Raw genomic sequence first — 16707 nt, 5'->3', positions numbered from 1 at the left:
CGGCACGGGCGGGTGCCAACCGTTGGTTGGCACTCATGCAATGCGCCGGGCACGGCCCGGCCTACCATGCCTCCCGTCGCGCGCCCTCTCCCGTTAGCGTCGGGCCATGCCCGGCGAGCGCAGCGGCGCCGTTGCCCGCCCCCACGCAGATGTCACGTCACTGCGCTAACCTGTCCGCAGGTCGCATCAGGAGTTTTTGCATGCATCGGGCACGTCAGCATGCTGCCAGCCAGACCCGCGAGCGGCGCCACCGCCTCGCCCACGAAGCCGCCCGCCTCATGGCCGAAGGCGGCATCCGCGACTACCACCAGGCCAAGTTGAAGGCCGCCAGCCGCCTCGGCATCCACGACGATGCCTCCCTGCCCCGCAACGTCGAGATCGAGGAGGCCCTGCGCGAGTACCAGCGCCTGTTCTCCGGGCCCCAGCACGGCAACGAGCTGCAGCGCCGCCGCGAGGCCGCCGTACGCGCACTTGAATTCCTGCACGGCTTCGCCCCGCGCCTGGTCGGGCCGGTACTGGAAGGCACCGCCGACGCCAACAGCCCCGTGCAGCTGCACCTGCACAGCGACGACCCCGAAGCCGTGCACCGTTTCCTGGACGAACACGGCATCCCCGCCGAATCGCGCGTTCGCCGGCTGCGCCTGGACCGCGAGCGCAACCTGGACGTGTCGGTCTGGGTGTTCAGCGCCGAAGAACTGACCTTCGACCTGGCCGTACTGCCTTACGATGCCCTGCGCCAGGCGCCGCTGTCACCGGTGGACGAGAAGCCGATGCGGCGCGCGTCGATTGCGCAACTACGACAGCTGCTGGCGGAAGCAGAGATCACCCCCTACGTCGCGCCGAAGTCGTAGAGCCGAGCCCATGCTCGGCTTCACAACGGCATGCGCCTGAGCAGAGCATGCCGCTCGGAGTTACAGGAAGTGCATCGGGCCGACCCCATGCCGCTGGTGCCAGGCCTGGAACATCAATACCGTCCACAACAACGGATGCCAGCGGCGCTCGCCGGCCTGGAACTGCTGCCACAGACGTTCGATGATGGCGTCATCAAACAACCCATGCGCCTGCAAGGCCGGGGGCGACAGCAAGGCGTCCGCCCATGGCCGCAGCGGCCCGCGCAACCACGTGGCCACCGGCGGTCCGAAGCCCCGCTTGGGGCGATGCACCAGCGCCTCGGGCAGATAGCGCAACAGCACCTGCCTGGGCAGCCACTTGTGCTGGCCATCGCGGTACTTCATATGCCGCGGCAGCTGCCATGAAAGCGCCATGATCTCCGGGTCAAGCAAAGGCGCGTGCACCTGCAGGCCCGCATGGAGTGCTGCGCGGTGGGTCTTGGTGAGGATGCCTTCTGCCAGCTCCATGGACACCTCCAGCTGCTGCAGCTGCAATGCGTCGTCGGCATGGATCGACGCGGGGTACGGATCGTCGTAGGGCGTTCGAATCATGCTCGCCCCCTTGACCAATCGGCAAGCATCCCGCCACCGTACCGTACGCAGATGAAAGTGATGGCGGATATCGGCACTGGCGATGTTCGCCATCAGTGCTGGCCAGCCGCCCAGCCGGGGCCGCTCGCCGCAGCGTTGCGCACAGTGGCCTGCAATGCGCCGGATGGGCGATGGCAGCCAGCGTGCCAGCGCAGCATTTCTCAAGGCCTTGCCATGCGCGCCGTGCCCAAGCCAGAGTTCATCGCCGCCGTCACCAGCCAGAGCCAGCCCGCAACGTGGCCCCATCCACTGGCTGGCAAGCAGCGTCGGCACCTGCGATGCATCGGCGAACGGTTCGCTCCATGCGTCGGCCACCTGTGGCATCAGGTCCGCCACCATGCCGCCCGACAACAGCACCTGGTGATGGTTGACGCCAAGCACTCTGCCCACCGCCGCCGCCCACGGGCGTTCGTCGTGGGCATCATCGTGGAATCCGACGCACAAGGTATCGATGGGGGAGGCACAGTTGGATTGCAGCGCGGCAGCAACCAGCGAAGAGTCCACGCCTCCAGAAAGGAAACAGGCACGCGCGCCAGCCTCGCATGCTGCTGCCACTGCGCGGTGCAGGCCTGCATCCAGTCGAGCGATCGCCTCCTCGTCATTGGATGCAGAGCCTGCGCACGCAGATGAAGGCGGCAACACTGGCAGCAGCGCACGTTGATCGACACCGGCATGGTGCATGCGGTCTCCGCTGATCAGCATTCGCGCATCCATGCGCAGCACATTGCCTGCGCGCAGCTTGAAAATCCCGTCAAACACACAATACGGAGCAGGCACGTAGCCACGCTGCATGTACAGGGCAACGACATCCCGGTTGATGACCGGCTGGAACCGCGGATCTGCGGCCAACCTGTCCAGCGACGTGGCAAAGACAAAATCGCCCTGCACCCACCCGTAGTAGAGCGGGTGCTGGCCGGCCGCATCACGGACCAGCCAAAGTTCAAGCGCATGAATGTCGAACACGGCCAGCGCGTATGCGCCGCGCAGTTGCGGCAGCACCGCAGCAACGCCCTGCGCGCTGATCATCGCCCCAGCATCCTGCCCCCCCGGCGTCATCAGCAGACCATCCACCATCACCACATAGCGCCCACAGGGCGACAGGCCTGGCCGGCCAGTGTTGCCCCTGTCTCGCCGTTCCCCCTGCGCCATGCCAACAGTCGCCAGCGGATCCTGCCACCTTGATACCTCCGCAGAACCGGTAGCCCGGCGCACCAGCATGTTGATGGCACGTTGCTGCGGAGCCAGAGAGCGGGCGTAGGGCGTCCAGACGCCTGCAATACCATTCATGTGTTCGCGCCTCATCATCGCGGGAGCGGGACGGGCAGGGAGAGAAGCTGCCCGCCCCACCGCACCTTCAGAAGGTGTCGCCGTAGGTCACGGTGAGCTGTGAGGTACACAAGCGCTTGCCGCCCGCCGCGGCAGGCTGTGGCGCCAGAACCAATGCGGCAGGCAGAGGAGAAAGCACGCTCTTCACATGGAACTCCACGTTGACTTGGAGACCACAGCTTGGCGCCCGCGCGGGCGTGTCGCCTCATCGCAACCGTACAGCAGCTGTAACGGTCTCTTGTGCGGATGTGACGCTTTGTACGCTTGCAGGCACGCCTGAACACACCCCTGCCAGCGTTCAATAATGACGCTTTCAGCAGTCTCGCCACTGCGTACAGATGCCTACCATCGCCCTTCATCTGCAAACATCCTGATAAACATGCACCGTCTATTGCTTGTTGAGGACGACGATCGTCTGGCTGAGCTGATCACCCGTTATCTGCAAAGCCATGGCTTCGAGATCCATCGCGCGGCGAGTGGCGCGTGCGCACTCCGGCACGTCCAGGAACAGGCACCCGACGTGGTGCTGCTCGATCTGGGCCTGCCCGACGTGGACGGGCTGGATGTCTGCCGTGGCCTGCGTGCCAGCTACCGGGGTCTGCTGTGCATCTTCAGCGCACGCGCGGACGACCTCCATCAGGTAGTGGGCCTGGAACTGGGCGCGGATGATTACTTCACCAAACCGATCGAGCCCCCGGTGCTGCTGGCTCGACTGCGTGCACACCTGCGGAGAACAGCCGCCGGGGCCGAAAGTCGCCCTGACCTGCTCTCCTTTGGGCAGTTGCAGATCGATCCGGGCAGTCGCAGCGTGCGCCTTGGTGATGAGTCAATTGCGATGACCACTGCCGAATTCGACCTGCTGGTCCTGCTCGCCCGCAACGCGGGCCACATCATGCACCGCGATGCGCTGTTCAAGGGCCTGCGCGGCATAGGGTTCGATGGCATGGACCGATCAATCGACGCACGCATATCGCGGCTGCGCCGCAAGCTGGGTGATCTGGAAACCGAGCCAGTGCGCATCCGCACCGTCCGTGGCCGCGGCTACCTGTTCAACCCCACGGCGTGGCCGTGAAGTATCGCCGCCCGCGTGGCATCCTGCCGCTGTTTCTGCCCTACTGCATGGCCTTCCTTATCGCCCAGTTGCTGTTGCTGCTGGCGGGCACCCTGCTGTGGGAGCGGGTGCTGGACACCACCCCCGTATCGACCCTGCACTATCGTGTGCAGGGCAGCCACGCACTGTTGGCAGAACGTCTGCTGCAGGTACCCGATGCACAGCGTCCGGCAGTGCTTGCAGACCTGCAGCATCTTTTCGCCTACCCCCTGCATCTGCAACCGCTGGAAACCGTCGCCAGGCAATTGCCCGGCAAGGATGCAGACCGTCTGCGGGACGGCCAGATCGTCATCTCTGATGGCGGCGCGTACAGCCACCAGCGGCTGGCGGGCACTACCTCGGTGCTGACACTGGGCGATTTTGGCGACGTACCTGCCGACCCCAGCCCCCACGATGTGGAAGATGAGCTGTCCTGGATCGCATTGCTGAGCACGCTTGGCGCGGCCATCGCGCTCCCCTTGTATTTTCTCATCTACCGCTTCTGGCACGATGTCAGGATGCTCCACGAGGCCGTGCAGCACCTGCGCGCCAATACCTTCCAGCATGTCACGCCCGCCTTGCGCACCCGGCTGCTGCGGCCGTTGGGGCATGCGATGGCCGACCTGGGACAGCAGCTGCGGATCCTGCTGGATGGGCAGCGGCTGATGAGCCAGGCCATGGCGCATGAGCTGCGGACACCACTGGCCCGGTTGCGGTTCACCGCGCAGCTGATGGATGAGCACACGCAAGCGCTGCAGGGGGAGCAAGCCGCGCTGCTGCGGGAACTGCAGACCGATCTGCAGCTGCTGCAGGATCTGACGGCGGCAAGCGTGGAGTACATGCGGTTTGGGCGCATGCCCCTTGTAGAGCGCAGCCGCGTGGAGGTACGCGGCGTACTGGAAGCCGCGATCGCTGCATACGCTGGGGGAGTACCGGCAATCACGCTTGCCTGCAATGCGGCGTTGCAGGTCCATGCCAATGCCGCCGCGCTGGAGCTGGCCGCACGAAACCTGATCGCAAACGCCGTGCGCCACGCTCGCGGTCAGGTGCAGGTGATCGCCGCCGAGCACGATGGAGGCATGCGTTTGACAGTGGAAGACGACGGAGCCGGGGTGCACCCTTCGCAGCGGGAGCAGGTATTTGCACCTTACGTGCGATTGAGCGAGCAGCCAGGAGGCTTTGGCCTTGGATTGGCCATGGTGCGTGTAATCGCCGAGCGCCATGGCGGCCATGCACGCATGGGCGACAGCGCGCTGGGCGGTGCCGCCGTCGTGCTGTGGCTGCCCGACGCCACCGATGCTGGATAGTCAAAGCGTTGGTAGAGCCGCGCCCACGCTCGGCTGTATCAGCGGCTCTACAGCACCAGCTCAGAACATGTAGGTCGGGTCCACCGGCTTGTCCATCAACCGCGAGAGCCATGGCATCGGGGCCCGCTGGGGATACTCGGCCATCATCTTCTCGTGCATGACCTGCACGTCATGCATGGCCATGCCATACGTCGAAACATCGCGGAAATTCTCCGACCATGAACTCTGCAGCCGCTCAAGCTCACCGCCCAGTTTTGGTACGGGTCCATCGCGCATGCCCAGCACAGGCTGCAGGGCGGCTTCCAGTTCCGACGTGCGCTGGTGCGCCCGGCGCAGGCCCGCGATGTTTTCACCCACATGCCAGCACAGGTAGGGTTTGCATACCCCGGATACGGTGATGTAGTCAGCCACGTCTGCCAGCATGTGCGCCTGCAGCTGTCTGGACTCCCGGCTGAGGTAGACCTCACGCACCCGAATCGAGCGCCGCGCGGCGGCACGCAACTGCGTTGCCGTGGTGTACGGCGTACCCCGCGTCCCGCCGCCATCCATCGCCACCGCGACGTTGTGTGCTGCCTGCTCCCCCATCATCTGCACATGGAGCCTGGCCGCTTCCGGATGGACGCGCGGCACCGGCGGATCGCTCAGCTTCCAGATGATCCAGATGGAATAGATCAACCCCAGTACCAACAGCGCATACACCCAGGTCCACCCGTTGATGCTGCGCGCCACATAGTTGTACCGCGCGCGCCATACGTAGAAGCGCCGGTAGGTCATGAACCTGCTGAACCTGCTGTACATCGCCATCTCCCGTTGAAGTGCCCCGGCGCGAGGGGCCTGGTTCTGCGCGCCACGCCGGGGCTGCACGGCTTACCAGCCGATGCCCACACCCACGCCCATGCTGCGTTCACCACTGTTGGTGAAGGCACCATTGAGGCTGAAGGTGGCTGAGCCCTTGTCGTTCAACACGCGCTGATAGCCCACGGCCATGGCCGATTCGCCCTCGCTGTAGCCCACGCCCGCGCCCAGGCGGTTGTAGGTATTCAGGCCGGCGGTGTTCATGGCCATCGCGCTCTGTGCGCTGGTCATCGCCGCCATGCGGTTGAAGCGCTTGTCCATCTTGTCCAGGCGGCGGTCCACCTCGCGGGAAATGCCATCGCTGTACTCGTTGGCACGGGCCAGCATCTTTTCCAGCTCGGCGGTGTCCACCTGCGGCGTGGGCGATTCCGGCTTGGGCGCATCGGCCTGCGGCTGCGGTGCGGACTTCGGCGCGTTGCCTGCATCGGCCAGCGGCGGGTTGCCGCCGGTGGACGGCGGCGCGTCATCGGCAGCCGGCGTACCGGCGTCGGCCGAGGCCACGGTCATTGCACGCGACTGCGGCTGGCTGTCGATGCGGTTTTCCAGGCCATCCATGCGGCCGTTGAGCTGCTGCTGCATGGAATGCAGCTGGCCACCGTTGACTGCATCGCGGCTGCCGGCTGCGATGGCACCGTTGGCGACGTTGGACAGCACCATGCCGTTAGCACCGGCGAAGGTGAGCTGGTTCAGGCCGTCGTTGCGGACGGTGGGGCCGTCCTGGAAGACGGCGTTGAGCTGGGATTCGACGCGGTTGGTGCGGGTGGTGTTGGTGACGACGGCGGCGTCGAGGGTGGACAGGGCTTCGTTGAGGGTGGACTGCTGACCGCTCTGGATGTTGAAGGTGGGATTGATGATGTTGCCGTTGGCGTCGATATCGCCGCCGAGTGTGGCGAGAGCGCTGCGGAGCTGGCCTACGGTGGTGGCGTCGTTGGCGTTGCGGCCGTTGGCTACGTTTACGATGCGGCGCTGGAGGTTCGCGTGCCCCAAGGAAACAACATTCGATTCATCCGCGATCGACGAAGAGCCGAGAGCAAGGCTACCAATTGCACCATATTCCACACGCGAATATGCACCCACCGCAATGCCGTCTCTCGCATAAACATTCGATCCGACCATCGCTGCAAACCCTTGCTCGCCCGACCGACCAACGTTAGCTCCTCGCCCAAGAGCTACTGAGTTCCTCGCCTGTGCGGAGCTGTAGCTTCCCAATGCGGTGCCCCCCTCCGCTTGATCTGCGCTGAACGCGCCATCGCCGATTGCCACGCCCATTACTCCAGATCGAGCGGCTTGGCTATGTTCATCAGACCAAATCGAAATATAGCGAGACTGCTTCTCAATATTCAGAATTCGCGCATCACGAGAATGCAACTGCCGACCGTTGACCACATCGCGGCTTTCCGCAGAGATCACCCCATCAGCAACACCCGTCAAACGCGCGCCACCATAGTCGATCACATTGCCCTGCTCCGCCGCCATCAGCCCGCGCGACAGCAGCTCATCACGCTCACCGCGCAGTTCATCCAGGTCACCACGATTGCGGGCGATCTCCTGCCTCGCCTCAAACAGCTGGCTACCGGTCACCGCATCACGGCTGCCGGCAGCAATGCGTCCGTCGGCCAGGTTGGTCAGCACCGAGCCGTGGGCGCCTGCAAGCGCCAGCTGGTTCAGACCATCGGCACGCACAGACGGGCCATCCTGGAACGCCGAGCTCAGCTTGCCTTCCAGGCCGTCCACGCGGCTGTCCGTGGTGACCACGGCACTGTCAAGGGCCGACAGGGCATCGCCCACGTTGTTCTGGGTGCCGCCCTGCACGTTGTACCTGGGAGCAACAACGTTGCCACCGTCCAAATGCGCTCCCCCACCCAGCTGCCGCAATGCGCCGTCCAGCTGCGTGACCGTGGTGGCGTCATTGGCGTCCTGCCCCTTAGCTACGTTGATGATTCGTCGTTGCCTGTCATCGGACCCCACCGATACCGCATTGGTTACTCGAACAGTTGAACCATCACCTAGCGCGACGGAACCTTCTGCCCCTTCGAGGACAAGTGCTCTTGCTCCAAGCGCCATTCCATGGCGGCTGCGCACTTCCGAAGTAGCCCCCAATGCAAACCCGTACTCTGCATCAGCATGCACATATGAACTGCTGCCCAGAGCAACCGAATTCCCAGCTAATGCAGTAGCGTAGAAGCCAACTGCGGTGGCTCCCTCTGCAGCAACGCCGCCTGCTTTTGCTCCATCACCGATTGCCGTCGAGAACCCGCCTGCCATTGCATTCACGCTCTCATCGTCCGAAGAAATGGCAATGAATCGTTTGCCGCTCTCAAGACCCGCAATGCGCTCATTCGTCGCAAAGAGCTGGCCTCCATTCACGGCGTCCATACTCGCGGCGGAACTGATATCGCCCGCAGCCACATTCCTCAGCTTGCCGCCATCGATATCCACGCTCCCGTCCGAAGCAAACTTCACCACGCCCTCTAGATCGGGATCAAAGTCCTCAAACTCTGCGCGCAACGAATCCAGGTCGCGGCGGTTGTCGGCAATCCGTCCGGAATGCGCTGCCAGATCCCCGGAATGCACAGCCAGCAGCGCTTCACCCGCGTCAACCTTTTCATTGGTCGCGAACAGCTGCTTGCCTGTCACCGCGTCGGTGCTGGTCGCGTTCAACGCGCCATCTTCCATGTTCACGATCTTTCTCTTCAGACCAAGACCTGCGTTGCCCACCGAGACCTGGTCGCTGCCCGTGGTGACCGATTGGCGACCCAAGGCGACAGATCGGTCATGCCCCGCCTCCGCGCGGTCACCAAGGGCCAATGCACTTTCAGCACTGGCTTGCGCATTGTTGCCGACTGCCGTAGAAAACGTGCCCGTTGCGCGACTCTGTCGACCCATGGCGGTGGCCTGGTTCGCAGTGGCTTGCGCGTCGTACCCGAGTGCCGTCGCATGCGTCGCCTTTGCCACGGCCTTGCCGCCTATCGCAAGCGCGCCAGTTCCGGAAGCATCAGCGCGATCGGCATCAGCGATGCCCGCACCGGCCGCTATCGTACGTCCCAACGGGTCCAGCTTCTGATTTACGGCGAAGAGCTGCTGACCGGTAACTGCGTCGTGGCTGGTCGCACTGATCGTGCCGTTGCGTACGCCGTTGAGGTATCGAAGCTCGCCGTCCTTGTTGCTGATGGTGAGGGCGCCGCCTGTGTTGGCGGAACCGATGCGGATCGAGCCGTTCTGTGCTGTCTGATTGACGAGGCCATCTATTTTATCCAGGCGCTGGTGCGTGGCGAACAGCTGCTGCCCGGTCACCGCATCGGTACTGGTGCTGCTGAGCGTGCCGTTACGGATGCCATTGAGATAGCGCGCCTCGTTGTTGCGGTTGGCGAAGCTGATCTGGTCGCCCGAGTTCTGGGCTCCTACCCGCATGTTGCCAGTCGGCGACACCTCGGTGACGAGGCCACTTGCAGCCATCGCCCTCTCGGCAATGTTCCGGGCGTTCTGCGCGCTGCCGGCTGCACTGTCAGCTCGGGCTTTCGCGGCTGCGGCATCGTCCACGCCTCGCTGCGCTGTATCGCGGGCAACTTTCAGCTGCCGCCCATTCACCGCGTCGAAGCTGTCATCGTTCAGCCGCCCATCGGCAACGTTCACCACCCGGCGCCTTTTTTCCGCCGAGCCCACCGATACGGTGTTCGTTTCAGTGGCAACCGCGTCGCGGCCCAGCGCCACTGCGCCGACGGCGCTGACACGCGCGCCGTGGCCGATGGCGATGCCGTCACGCTCTGCGCGCGAGCCCCCACCCAGTGCAATCGCGCCGGTGTAGCCATCGCTGCCGGCGTAGGCATCGCCACCAATAGCGATGCGACTGTTGCCCGCACCACCATCAGTCTGCGCGCCACTGCCCACGGCAATCGAGTTTTCCTTGCGCGCCTTGGCGTTCTGGCCAACCGCGGTGGCACCGACGCCTTCGGCTTTGCTGTAGGTGCCGATCGCCGTCCCAAAGCCTCCCCCGGATGCGACTGCATAGTGACCGATGGCAATGCTGTTGTTGCCCCAGGCCTCGGAGAGGCTGCCCAGGGTCACACTGCGATCACCTTCGGCGCGGCTGCGAATACCGGCGGCCAGGCTGCTTTCTCCCGCGGCCTGTGCCTCGGGCCCAAGCGCCATCGATTCCCGTCCGGTGACCACGCTCCAGTTCGCGCGCTCGGTATTGGCGTAGACATCCATCCGATGCACCTTCAACACCCTGGGGGTGATGGGTGCTACTGCGCTGGGCGCCATGAACGCACTCAGGGTCTGCAACTGCCACCAGCGCACCTCGTCTTCATCAAGCTCGGCGGCACCCGCCGGCAGCGCCAGCAACAGCACCGCGGCCGCGGCCGCGCCGCGGCGCAGAGTGGATGCCGCCTTGCCGCGCGGCGAGGCCAGTTCGCTGGTCACCACCCAGCACTGCCGTGCGCTGGACCATAGACGTCGGTAGATCTTGTTCATTTCAATACTCCTTAACAGGAAGGACAAAGAAAGCCCGCCGCCGCGTTCGCACGGCGGGGCGCATCAGGGGGAGAGGGTCTGCACGTGTTCGCGATAGCCATCGCGGGTGAGCCGGTAGCGCAGCTGCACGGTGTGGCCTGCCTCTACGGTGAAAGGCAGTTGCAGCGAGCTGCCGGGGTAGAGGCTTCTGGACACCTCATGGGCGGTGCAGCGGCTGCCCATGCAATCAGCGATGCTGGTGACGCCCAGGCGCAACGTGCCATCGTTGTGCAGGGTGTTGCCCTGAACCCGCGGCTGCACGGTACCCTCGGGCGGCAGCACGTTTACCAATGCGCCCCAGACCAGGCTGACGCCCACGTTGGCGGACGCAGCTTCGGCGGTGCTGCCGCGATCTTCTTCGGGGCCGGCCACGCCTTCGAAATACACCCGGTAGGCGGTCTCCCGTTCCACCGGCTGCAGCGGGATGACCCGGATGAGACGGTTACCGCCACCGGACAGCGCGAACTTGCCGGGCGTGACAGCGATTGCCGCTTCATCCGGTGGAACGTCCACCTCGGTTTCGGCTGCGCCGGCAGGATCTTCGATGCGCCGCAGCGAGGCCTGGATGTACTGCGGCTGGGTGGACTGCGAGTACACGCGGATCTGCGTGCCGCGCTTGGTATCCACCGAGGTGCGCATGGGATGCACGGTCAGGTTGGCCTGTGCGGGCAGCGCCAGCAGCAGGCAGAACGGAAGCAGATAGAGACAGTGTCGTTTCATGGAAGTTCCTGCTGGGATCAGGGCACGCCCGTGGGCACGCGGAGCTCGACCTTGAGATCGCCGCGGTAATAGCCGGGTTGCTTTTCGGCGATGGGAACGCGCGGCATCTCCAGCCGCAGCGGTGTATGCACGCAGTACACCGGCTGGCTCATGCCGGGCAGCAGCACCAGTTTCAACTTGGCGCTGTCGATGCCGGTGAGCTGCTCCTCGATGCCGTTGCGCATCGGGATGGGCGCGCCGCTGTGATCAAGGGTGACCGTGTAATCCAGGCGCTCGCTGTCGCCACCGCCGCCGCTGTCGCGATGCCATGCACTGAAGCCCAACGGTCCCGGCGCACGCGCGCCGGAATCGCGCACGGTGACGCCGAGGTAGGCGGCGTTCGAACCAAGACCGTCGTACAGGCACATGTCGACTGTGGTGCCGCCGCCAACCGTGCGCGCAATGGGGTCGTAGCGCAGGTTCATGCCGACGTGCGGGGCGATCTCGTCGAACTGCGGGAAGTAGATGGCTACGGCGTTGCGGTCGGTGATGGTGAAGTCAAAACTGAAGGAGTAGGTCGCAATGACCGGCCCACCGATTTCGCTCTGGAGGTTCAACTGCAGCGCTGAAGTCCATTGACCTGCCGTCAACAGGTTCAGCTGTCCCTGCTCCAGTAGCAGTGCTGCTCCAGTTCCCACATCCGGATCGCCGAGGCATGACTCAAGTGCAGCAACGTCAATGGGAATCCGAGCTGATCGCCAGTCGCCGATACAACCTCGGGTTGCCATAGCGCGTTGCAACCAAGCGGTGGCGTTGATCCCAACAGCCATCCCACTTCTCCGTTCAGTGGCCACCAGCTTTATCGCAGTGGCTCCATCACTTATGTTCTCGCGGCCACGCGTTGCACACGCACCAAGGCGCCTATCCGTCTCCGAAACGCACGTCAGATGCAGCTGCCCATACTTCAATGACGGGTCGGTACTGAATCCCAGCACCGTCCGCGGCGCCCAAAGCTCCACATCCCCCGGCATCGCCGAACGATCCCAACTCAAGACGATGTCCCGATGCTCACTCACCGGATGCGTCTCCGGCGGCCGCTGCGCAAACGCCCGCGGCGCCATCACCACCAGCGCCGTGCTCAACATCACCCACATCAATCCACGCAGCGCGCGCTTCATGGCGTACCTCCTGTCGCAGCGGTCTGCTGGGTACCTGCAATCAACGCCTGTTCCTGCAGCAGCCGGGTCACCCGTGCCTGCTGGCGGATGTCAGCCGGTAGCTGCGCCACGGCCAGCGGCTCGCAGTTCACCGCACCCACCAGCATCACCACGCTGCGGCGCTCGCGTACCTGCAATGGGCACTGCAGCAGGCGGTCGTCCTGCAGCAGATACAGCATGCGTTCGCGGCGCGGGAAGTCGGCCACGAAGCCGCCGTTGCTGCCGGTGCCCGGCACGGGGGCATTGAGAATGCGGGCGCCACCCAGCGGCACGCCGGCCACGTCGCGTGCGTTGCCGATGAAGGTGTAGGTCACCTCGATCGGCACCGGCATGCGCAGCAGGCGGCCGGGTGCCAGGAACATTGGGCGCGCGCCACCCACACCGGTCACGCGGATGGCGGCATCACTGTCCAGTGCGCTGGCGTCCTGCACTTCGGCGCGGTGCTGCTGGTAGGCCGGCAGCGGCATCAGGCGGCGCTCGCCCAGGGCCAGGCGCTGGCGGCGCTGGCCACCCACCTGCAGTTCGGCGGCCACGCCCGTCAGTTCCAGATCGTCGGTGCCATCGACCTGCACGGCCAGCCCGGCGTCGGCCCCCAGGCCACCGCCCCAGTACAGGCCGCGGCGGCCCAGCGCCAGCCCGGAACTGTGCGTGGCGCTGTAGGTCAGTTCGCTGCCGCCACGCTGCTGGAACGTCGCCACGCTGGCACCGGTGTGGCCGTACTTGTTCTGGGTCTGCGCGCCCAGCGATGCGCTGTAGCGATCGCTGTTGTTGCCGCGCAGTTCAAACGTGGCATCGCGGTACTGCGCGTCCACTTCCTGGCGCACGGTCTGCGCCGCGCTGTAGTTCACATCCGGGCGGGCATGCTGCGGCTGGCGCACATCCACGGCGTAGCGCCGCTGCGTGCTGCCGATATCGCGGCGCTGCAGGCGGGTCAGGCTGAGGTTGATGAAGATGCCGCGGTCGCGGCTGTCGCGCAGGCTGCTCTGCGTGCCCTGCTGCCAGACGCCCAAGCGCGTGGAGACGCTGAACTCCTGCCAGCGCAGCACGCGGCTGTAGCTGGCCTGCCAGGTGCGGGTGAGGTTGGGTTCGCGGCTGTAGCGCGGTTCCCACGGCAGCAGCGGGTCGAGCGCGGCCATCGGGTCGTCGGGATCGGTGTTCAGCACGGTGCCGCGGCTCCAGGTCTGTCGGCGGGTGAAGGCCAGGTACGCGCTGCCACCGGCCACCGGCAGCGACATCGAGGCACTGAGCGAATCGGCGCAGGCCAGGCGGTCGCGGGTATCGTTTTCAAACTGGCAGGCGCGGCCGCGCAGGCGCTGCTGGTAGAGGTTCCAGGAAGCCTTGCGGCGGTAGGAGAGCTGGTGCTGCTGGCCATTGCTGCCATCGCTGCCGCGCATGCCGCTGAAGCTGGCACGCACGTCCATGGTTTTGAACATGTGGCGCAGGTCAACGCGCAGCTCGCCGTAGCTGAAGCCGCCCAGGTCGGCCACGCCGGCGGTGAGCGCTGCATCGCGACCCATCGGCACGCGCAGGCCCGCCATCGCGGCTGCTTCGCCATCGAACCGATCGCTGCGGCGCTCGTTGCGGCGGCCACCCTGCAGGAACCACTGCACGCTGCTGTTGGCCCAGTCGCCGCCCTTGTCGAACGGCGCGTCTTCGCTGCGCACCAGCACGCCGTCTTCGTAGATGCGCAGGGTGACGGTGTAGCTGCCGAACGGGAAACGCCGCGTGTCCAGATCGTTGATGCCAGCCTGCAGGTAGAAGCTCTGCAGCAGGCGCTCGCCGTCGAAGGCGTCCACGCGCGCATCGCGGGCCAGCAGCACGGTCAGCGGCGTGGTCTGGATGGCTGCCTCGGTATCCACGTAGGCCTGGGTGGTGCCAATGCGCAGGCCGGCAAAGCGGCCCATCGGCAGCATGCTGAAACTGAAGGTGCCGCCCTGCGGGCTGGACAGGTTGCGGCGGTCCATGCGCCCGGCCTGCAGGTAGTGCTGCGGGCCTAGGTCATGGCGGTAATAGGCGTTGTCGAACTGGAAATCGTGGCGCCGATGGCCACCGCGGTACTGCTGGCTGTTGAAGTTCCAATCCACTGCTACGTGGCCGCGCTGGAACAGGCCCAGCACGCCAGCGCCCTGCGCGGTCAGCGCCTGGTAGCCACGGCCGCCGCTCAGGTTGAGCGTCTGCTGGTGCAGGAAGGCATTTTCGGCATTGCTGCTGATCTGGTGGAAGCGCTCGACCGCAGGCTCGGCGGTGATCCATTGCTTGGCCACGAACAGGCGCACGGCACCCTCGCCTTCGTCGTACAGCGCGCGCACGGTGGACGGGTCCTCCGGCGGATCGAGGTAACCGCAACCGGCCTCGGCGCCGCCGAAGCGGCAGGCCAGATGACTGTTGCGCGGCAGCGGCTGCGACAGCGCGGGCAGCAAGGCGGCCTGCGCTTCGGGCGACAGATCAAGCGCCTGCAGCACGCGCGCGGGGTCTTCCAGCTGCACGTGTTCCAGGGTGACGCGCACTGGCGACAGCCCGGCACTGCGGCCGAACAGGCGGATGTCGAGTTGTTCGGTCTGGCCTTCAACCAGATCCTCGAAACCGACGGGAACGCCGCGTGCCGCGACCAGCGGCGTGGCCAACGACAAGGCGAGCGCTACCGCCAGCCGGGTGACGGCAGGTGCGGGAGCTTTCATGGGTGCGGTGCCTGGAGCGGCCGGCCCGGTGGTCGGGCCGGCGCGGGGTTTGACGCTGGGTGTTAGGGAGCCTGGACCATGACGATGTTGACGATGCCCTCGTACCTGCCGTCGACGGTGATCTTGTCGGCGCCACTGTGGGCAATACGCAGATCCATCGCGATGGACGCGCCGTCCAGTCCACCGGGGAAGAGCATGCTGGCGTCGTAGGTGCGTGCAGTGGTCGACAGGGCCTCACCGTTCAGGCTGACCGCCAGCGGCACCGGGGCAGCGCCGCCGCCTTGGCGCAGCAGGATCGGGTCGGCGCCCAGACGTACTCCGATATCGCTGGTGGGGGAATTGCTGTAGATGCGAACGCGCTCGGTCCAGTCCACCAGCTGACCGCTGACAGGGTTGTGGGCCATCCGCACCGAATCATCGAGGGCGGTGCCATCTGCTTTGAGTAGAGCCAGCGTGGGGTCTACGTTAGCCCAGACAGCGATATCGACTTCAGCAGCGTGCGCGGACAGCGAAGCGGTGGCCAGCGCTGCAGCCAGCGCGACCTTCTTCAGAATGGTATTCATCGGTTGTCTCTCTCGGACAATGAAAGGAAGGTGCTCCCCTCCCGGAGGAAGGAGGGTGGGAGGGGAGCATCGCCACGCCCGCCGTAGGTGGGGGGGAGTGACGGGGAGAATGGTAGGAATTCTCTGGCTTCCGAATCTATTCAACGATTCCTAAATATGGGCCTGTTAAGCGCAATTCTTGAAAGCAATCAAATATTTCGAGAGATACAACTTTCCTCAATCAAGAATGCAATTAAATGCATTGCAGAGCGGAGGGTGTAGCGACGAATCTGGTCAATTGCGACGTTCAAGCCGCACCGCGCGTACCGCAGTAGAGCCACGCCATGCGTGGATGCTTTTGCCGCTACCCAACGCGCGCAGCAATGCCGCCGGGCACGGCCCGGCGCTACGGGAATGCGTACAGGCCGCAGTAGAGCCACGCCATGCGTGGATGCTTTTTGCAGACACCCAACAAACGCAGAAAAGCCGCCGGGCACGGCCCGGCGCTACCGGCATGCGCACAGAGACGCAGTGGAGCCACGCCATGCGTGGATGCGCTTTGCAGATACCCAATAAACGCAGAAAGGCCGCCGGGCACGGCCCGGCGCTACCGGCATGCGCACAGAAACGCAGTAGAGCCACGCCATGCGTGGATGCGCTTTGCAGCTACCCGTCGCACGCGGCAAAGCCGCCGGTCACGGCCCGGCGCTACCGGCATGCGCACAGAGACGCAGTAGAGCCACGCCATGCGTGGATGCTTTTTGCAGATACCCAACAAACGCAGAAAGGCCGCCGGCCAAGGCCCGGCGCTACTGTCGAGCGGCATCATGCCCCGCCGCCGGACATTCCCCAAAAAACATCAGGCCGCCTTTCGGCGGCCTGATGCTTGGTCATTCAACAGCGGTTCTTCAGAAGAAGATCGCGTACAGGATCAACAACGGAATCGGCACGCCCAACATCCAGAGCAGAATCATTTTCATGGCAGATCTCCTTGCATGGG

10 protein-coding genes are annotated in these 16707 nt (G+C 65.0%); 3 read left to right on the top strand and 7 right to left on the bottom strand.

Translation table 11 applies throughout. From position 1 onward, the window contains the following. Positions 1-200 precede the first annotated feature (200 nt). Complete coding sequence (locus AC1VXD_RS11115; RefSeq protein ID WP_482992076.1) at positions 201-851, top strand: hypothetical protein; 651 nt, start codon at positions 201-203, stop codon at positions 849-851. A 60-nt stretch (positions 852-911) separates the two neighbouring features. On the opposite strand, the gene AC1VXD_RS11110 is transcribed toward AC1VXD_RS11115, so the two are convergent. After that, a complete protein-coding gene (locus tag AC1VXD_RS11110) occupies positions 912-2768 on the bottom strand; it encodes an asparagine synthetase B family protein (protein ID WP_482992075.1) in 1857 nt (618 codons plus the stop codon). A 418-nt stretch (positions 2769-3186) separates the two neighbouring features. On the opposite strand from AC1VXD_RS11110, the gene AC1VXD_RS11105 reads away from it, so the two are divergent. Beyond that, positions 3187-3879 (top strand): response regulator, encoded by a 693-nt coding sequence (locus AC1VXD_RS11105; protein ID WP_482992101.1) that lies wholly within the window; start codon positions 3187-3189, stop codon positions 3877-3879. Further along, a complete protein-coding gene (locus AC1VXD_RS11100; RefSeq protein WP_482992074.1) occupies positions 3876-5204 on the top strand; it encodes an ATP-binding protein in 1329 nt (442 codons plus the stop codon). Before AC1VXD_RS11105 ends, AC1VXD_RS11100 begins: the two co-directional genes overlap by 4 nt. 60 nt (positions 5205-5264) lie before the next feature. Here the strand turns inward: AC1VXD_RS11100 and AC1VXD_RS11095 are convergent, their stop codons facing one another. From AC1VXD_RS11095 to AC1VXD_RS11070, 6 genes are all read right to left on the bottom strand, one after another. Further along, positions 5265-5978, bottom strand: coding sequence for a hypothetical protein (locus AC1VXD_RS11095; protein WP_482992073.1), 714 nt, complete (start codon positions 5976-5978; stop codon positions 5265-5267). Positions 5979-6071: 93 nt separating this feature from the next. Further along, entirely contained in the window at positions 6072-10532 is a 4461-nt protein-coding gene (locus AC1VXD_RS11090; protein ID WP_482992072.1) for an ESPR-type extended signal peptide-containing protein, read from the bottom strand. Positions 10533-10595: 63 nt separating this feature from the next. After that, a complete protein-coding gene (locus AC1VXD_RS11085; RefSeq protein WP_482992071.1) occupies positions 10596-11291 on the bottom strand; it encodes a pilus assembly protein in 696 nt (231 codons plus the stop codon). 17 nt (positions 11292-11308) lie between these two features. Continuing rightward, positions 11309-12448 (bottom strand): CfaE/CblD family pilus tip adhesin, encoded by a 1140-nt coding sequence (locus AC1VXD_RS11080; RefSeq protein WP_482992070.1) that lies wholly within the window; start codon positions 12446-12448, stop codon positions 11309-11311. After that, positions 12445-15165 (bottom strand): TcfC E-set like domain-containing protein, encoded by a 2721-nt coding sequence (locus tag AC1VXD_RS11075; RefSeq protein WP_482992069.1) that lies wholly within the window; start codon positions 15163-15165, stop codon positions 12445-12447. The genes AC1VXD_RS11080 and AC1VXD_RS11075 overlap by 4 nt, the downstream gene beginning before the upstream one ends. A gap of 62 nt (positions 15166-15227) precedes the next feature. Beyond that, positions 15228-15728, bottom strand: a complete 501-nt coding sequence (locus AC1VXD_RS11070; RefSeq protein ID WP_482992068.1) for a CS1 type fimbrial major subunit — start codon at positions 15726-15728, stop codon at positions 15228-15230. Positions 15729-16707: the final 979 nt, after the last annotated feature.

This window comes from Stenotrophomonas sp. STEN054 (genome assembly GCF_056854535.1).
The sequence above is the reverse complement of the archived record's forward strand: the minus strand, read 5'-3'. Positions and strand labels throughout refer to the sequence as shown.

Coding starts and splice junctions, on each gene's coding strand:
- AC1VXD_RS11115 (WP_482992076.1), top strand. CDS start 201: ATGCATCGGGCACGTCAGCATGCTGCCAGCCAGACCCGCGAGCGGCGC.
- AC1VXD_RS11110 (WP_482992075.1), bottom strand. CDS start 2,768: ATGAATGGTATTGCAGGCGTCTGGACGCCCTACGCCCGCTCTCTGGCT.
- AC1VXD_RS11105 (WP_482992101.1), top strand. CDS start 3,187: ATGCACCGTCTATTGCTTGTTGAGGACGACGATCGTCTGGCTGAGCTG.
- AC1VXD_RS11095 (WP_482992073.1), bottom strand. CDS start 5,978: ATGACCTACCGGCGCTTCTACGTATGGCGCGCGCGGTACAACTATGTG.
- AC1VXD_RS11090 (WP_482992072.1), bottom strand. CDS start 10,532: ATGAACAAGATCTACCGACGTCTATGGTCCAGCGCACGGCAGTGCTGG.
- AC1VXD_RS11085 (WP_482992071.1), bottom strand. CDS start 11,291: ATGAAACGACACTGTCTCTATCTGCTTCCGTTCTGCCTGCTGCTGGCG.
- AC1VXD_RS11080 (WP_482992070.1), bottom strand. CDS start 12,448: ATGAAGCGCGCGCTGCGTGGATTGATGTGGGTGATGTTGAGCACGGCG.
- AC1VXD_RS11075 (WP_482992069.1), bottom strand. CDS start 15,165: ATGAAAGCTCCCGCACCTGCCGTCACCCGGCTGGCGGTAGCGCTCGCC.
- AC1VXD_RS11070 (WP_482992068.1), bottom strand. CDS start 15,728: ATGAATACCATTCTGAAGAAGGTCGCGCTGGCTGCAGCGCTGGCCACC.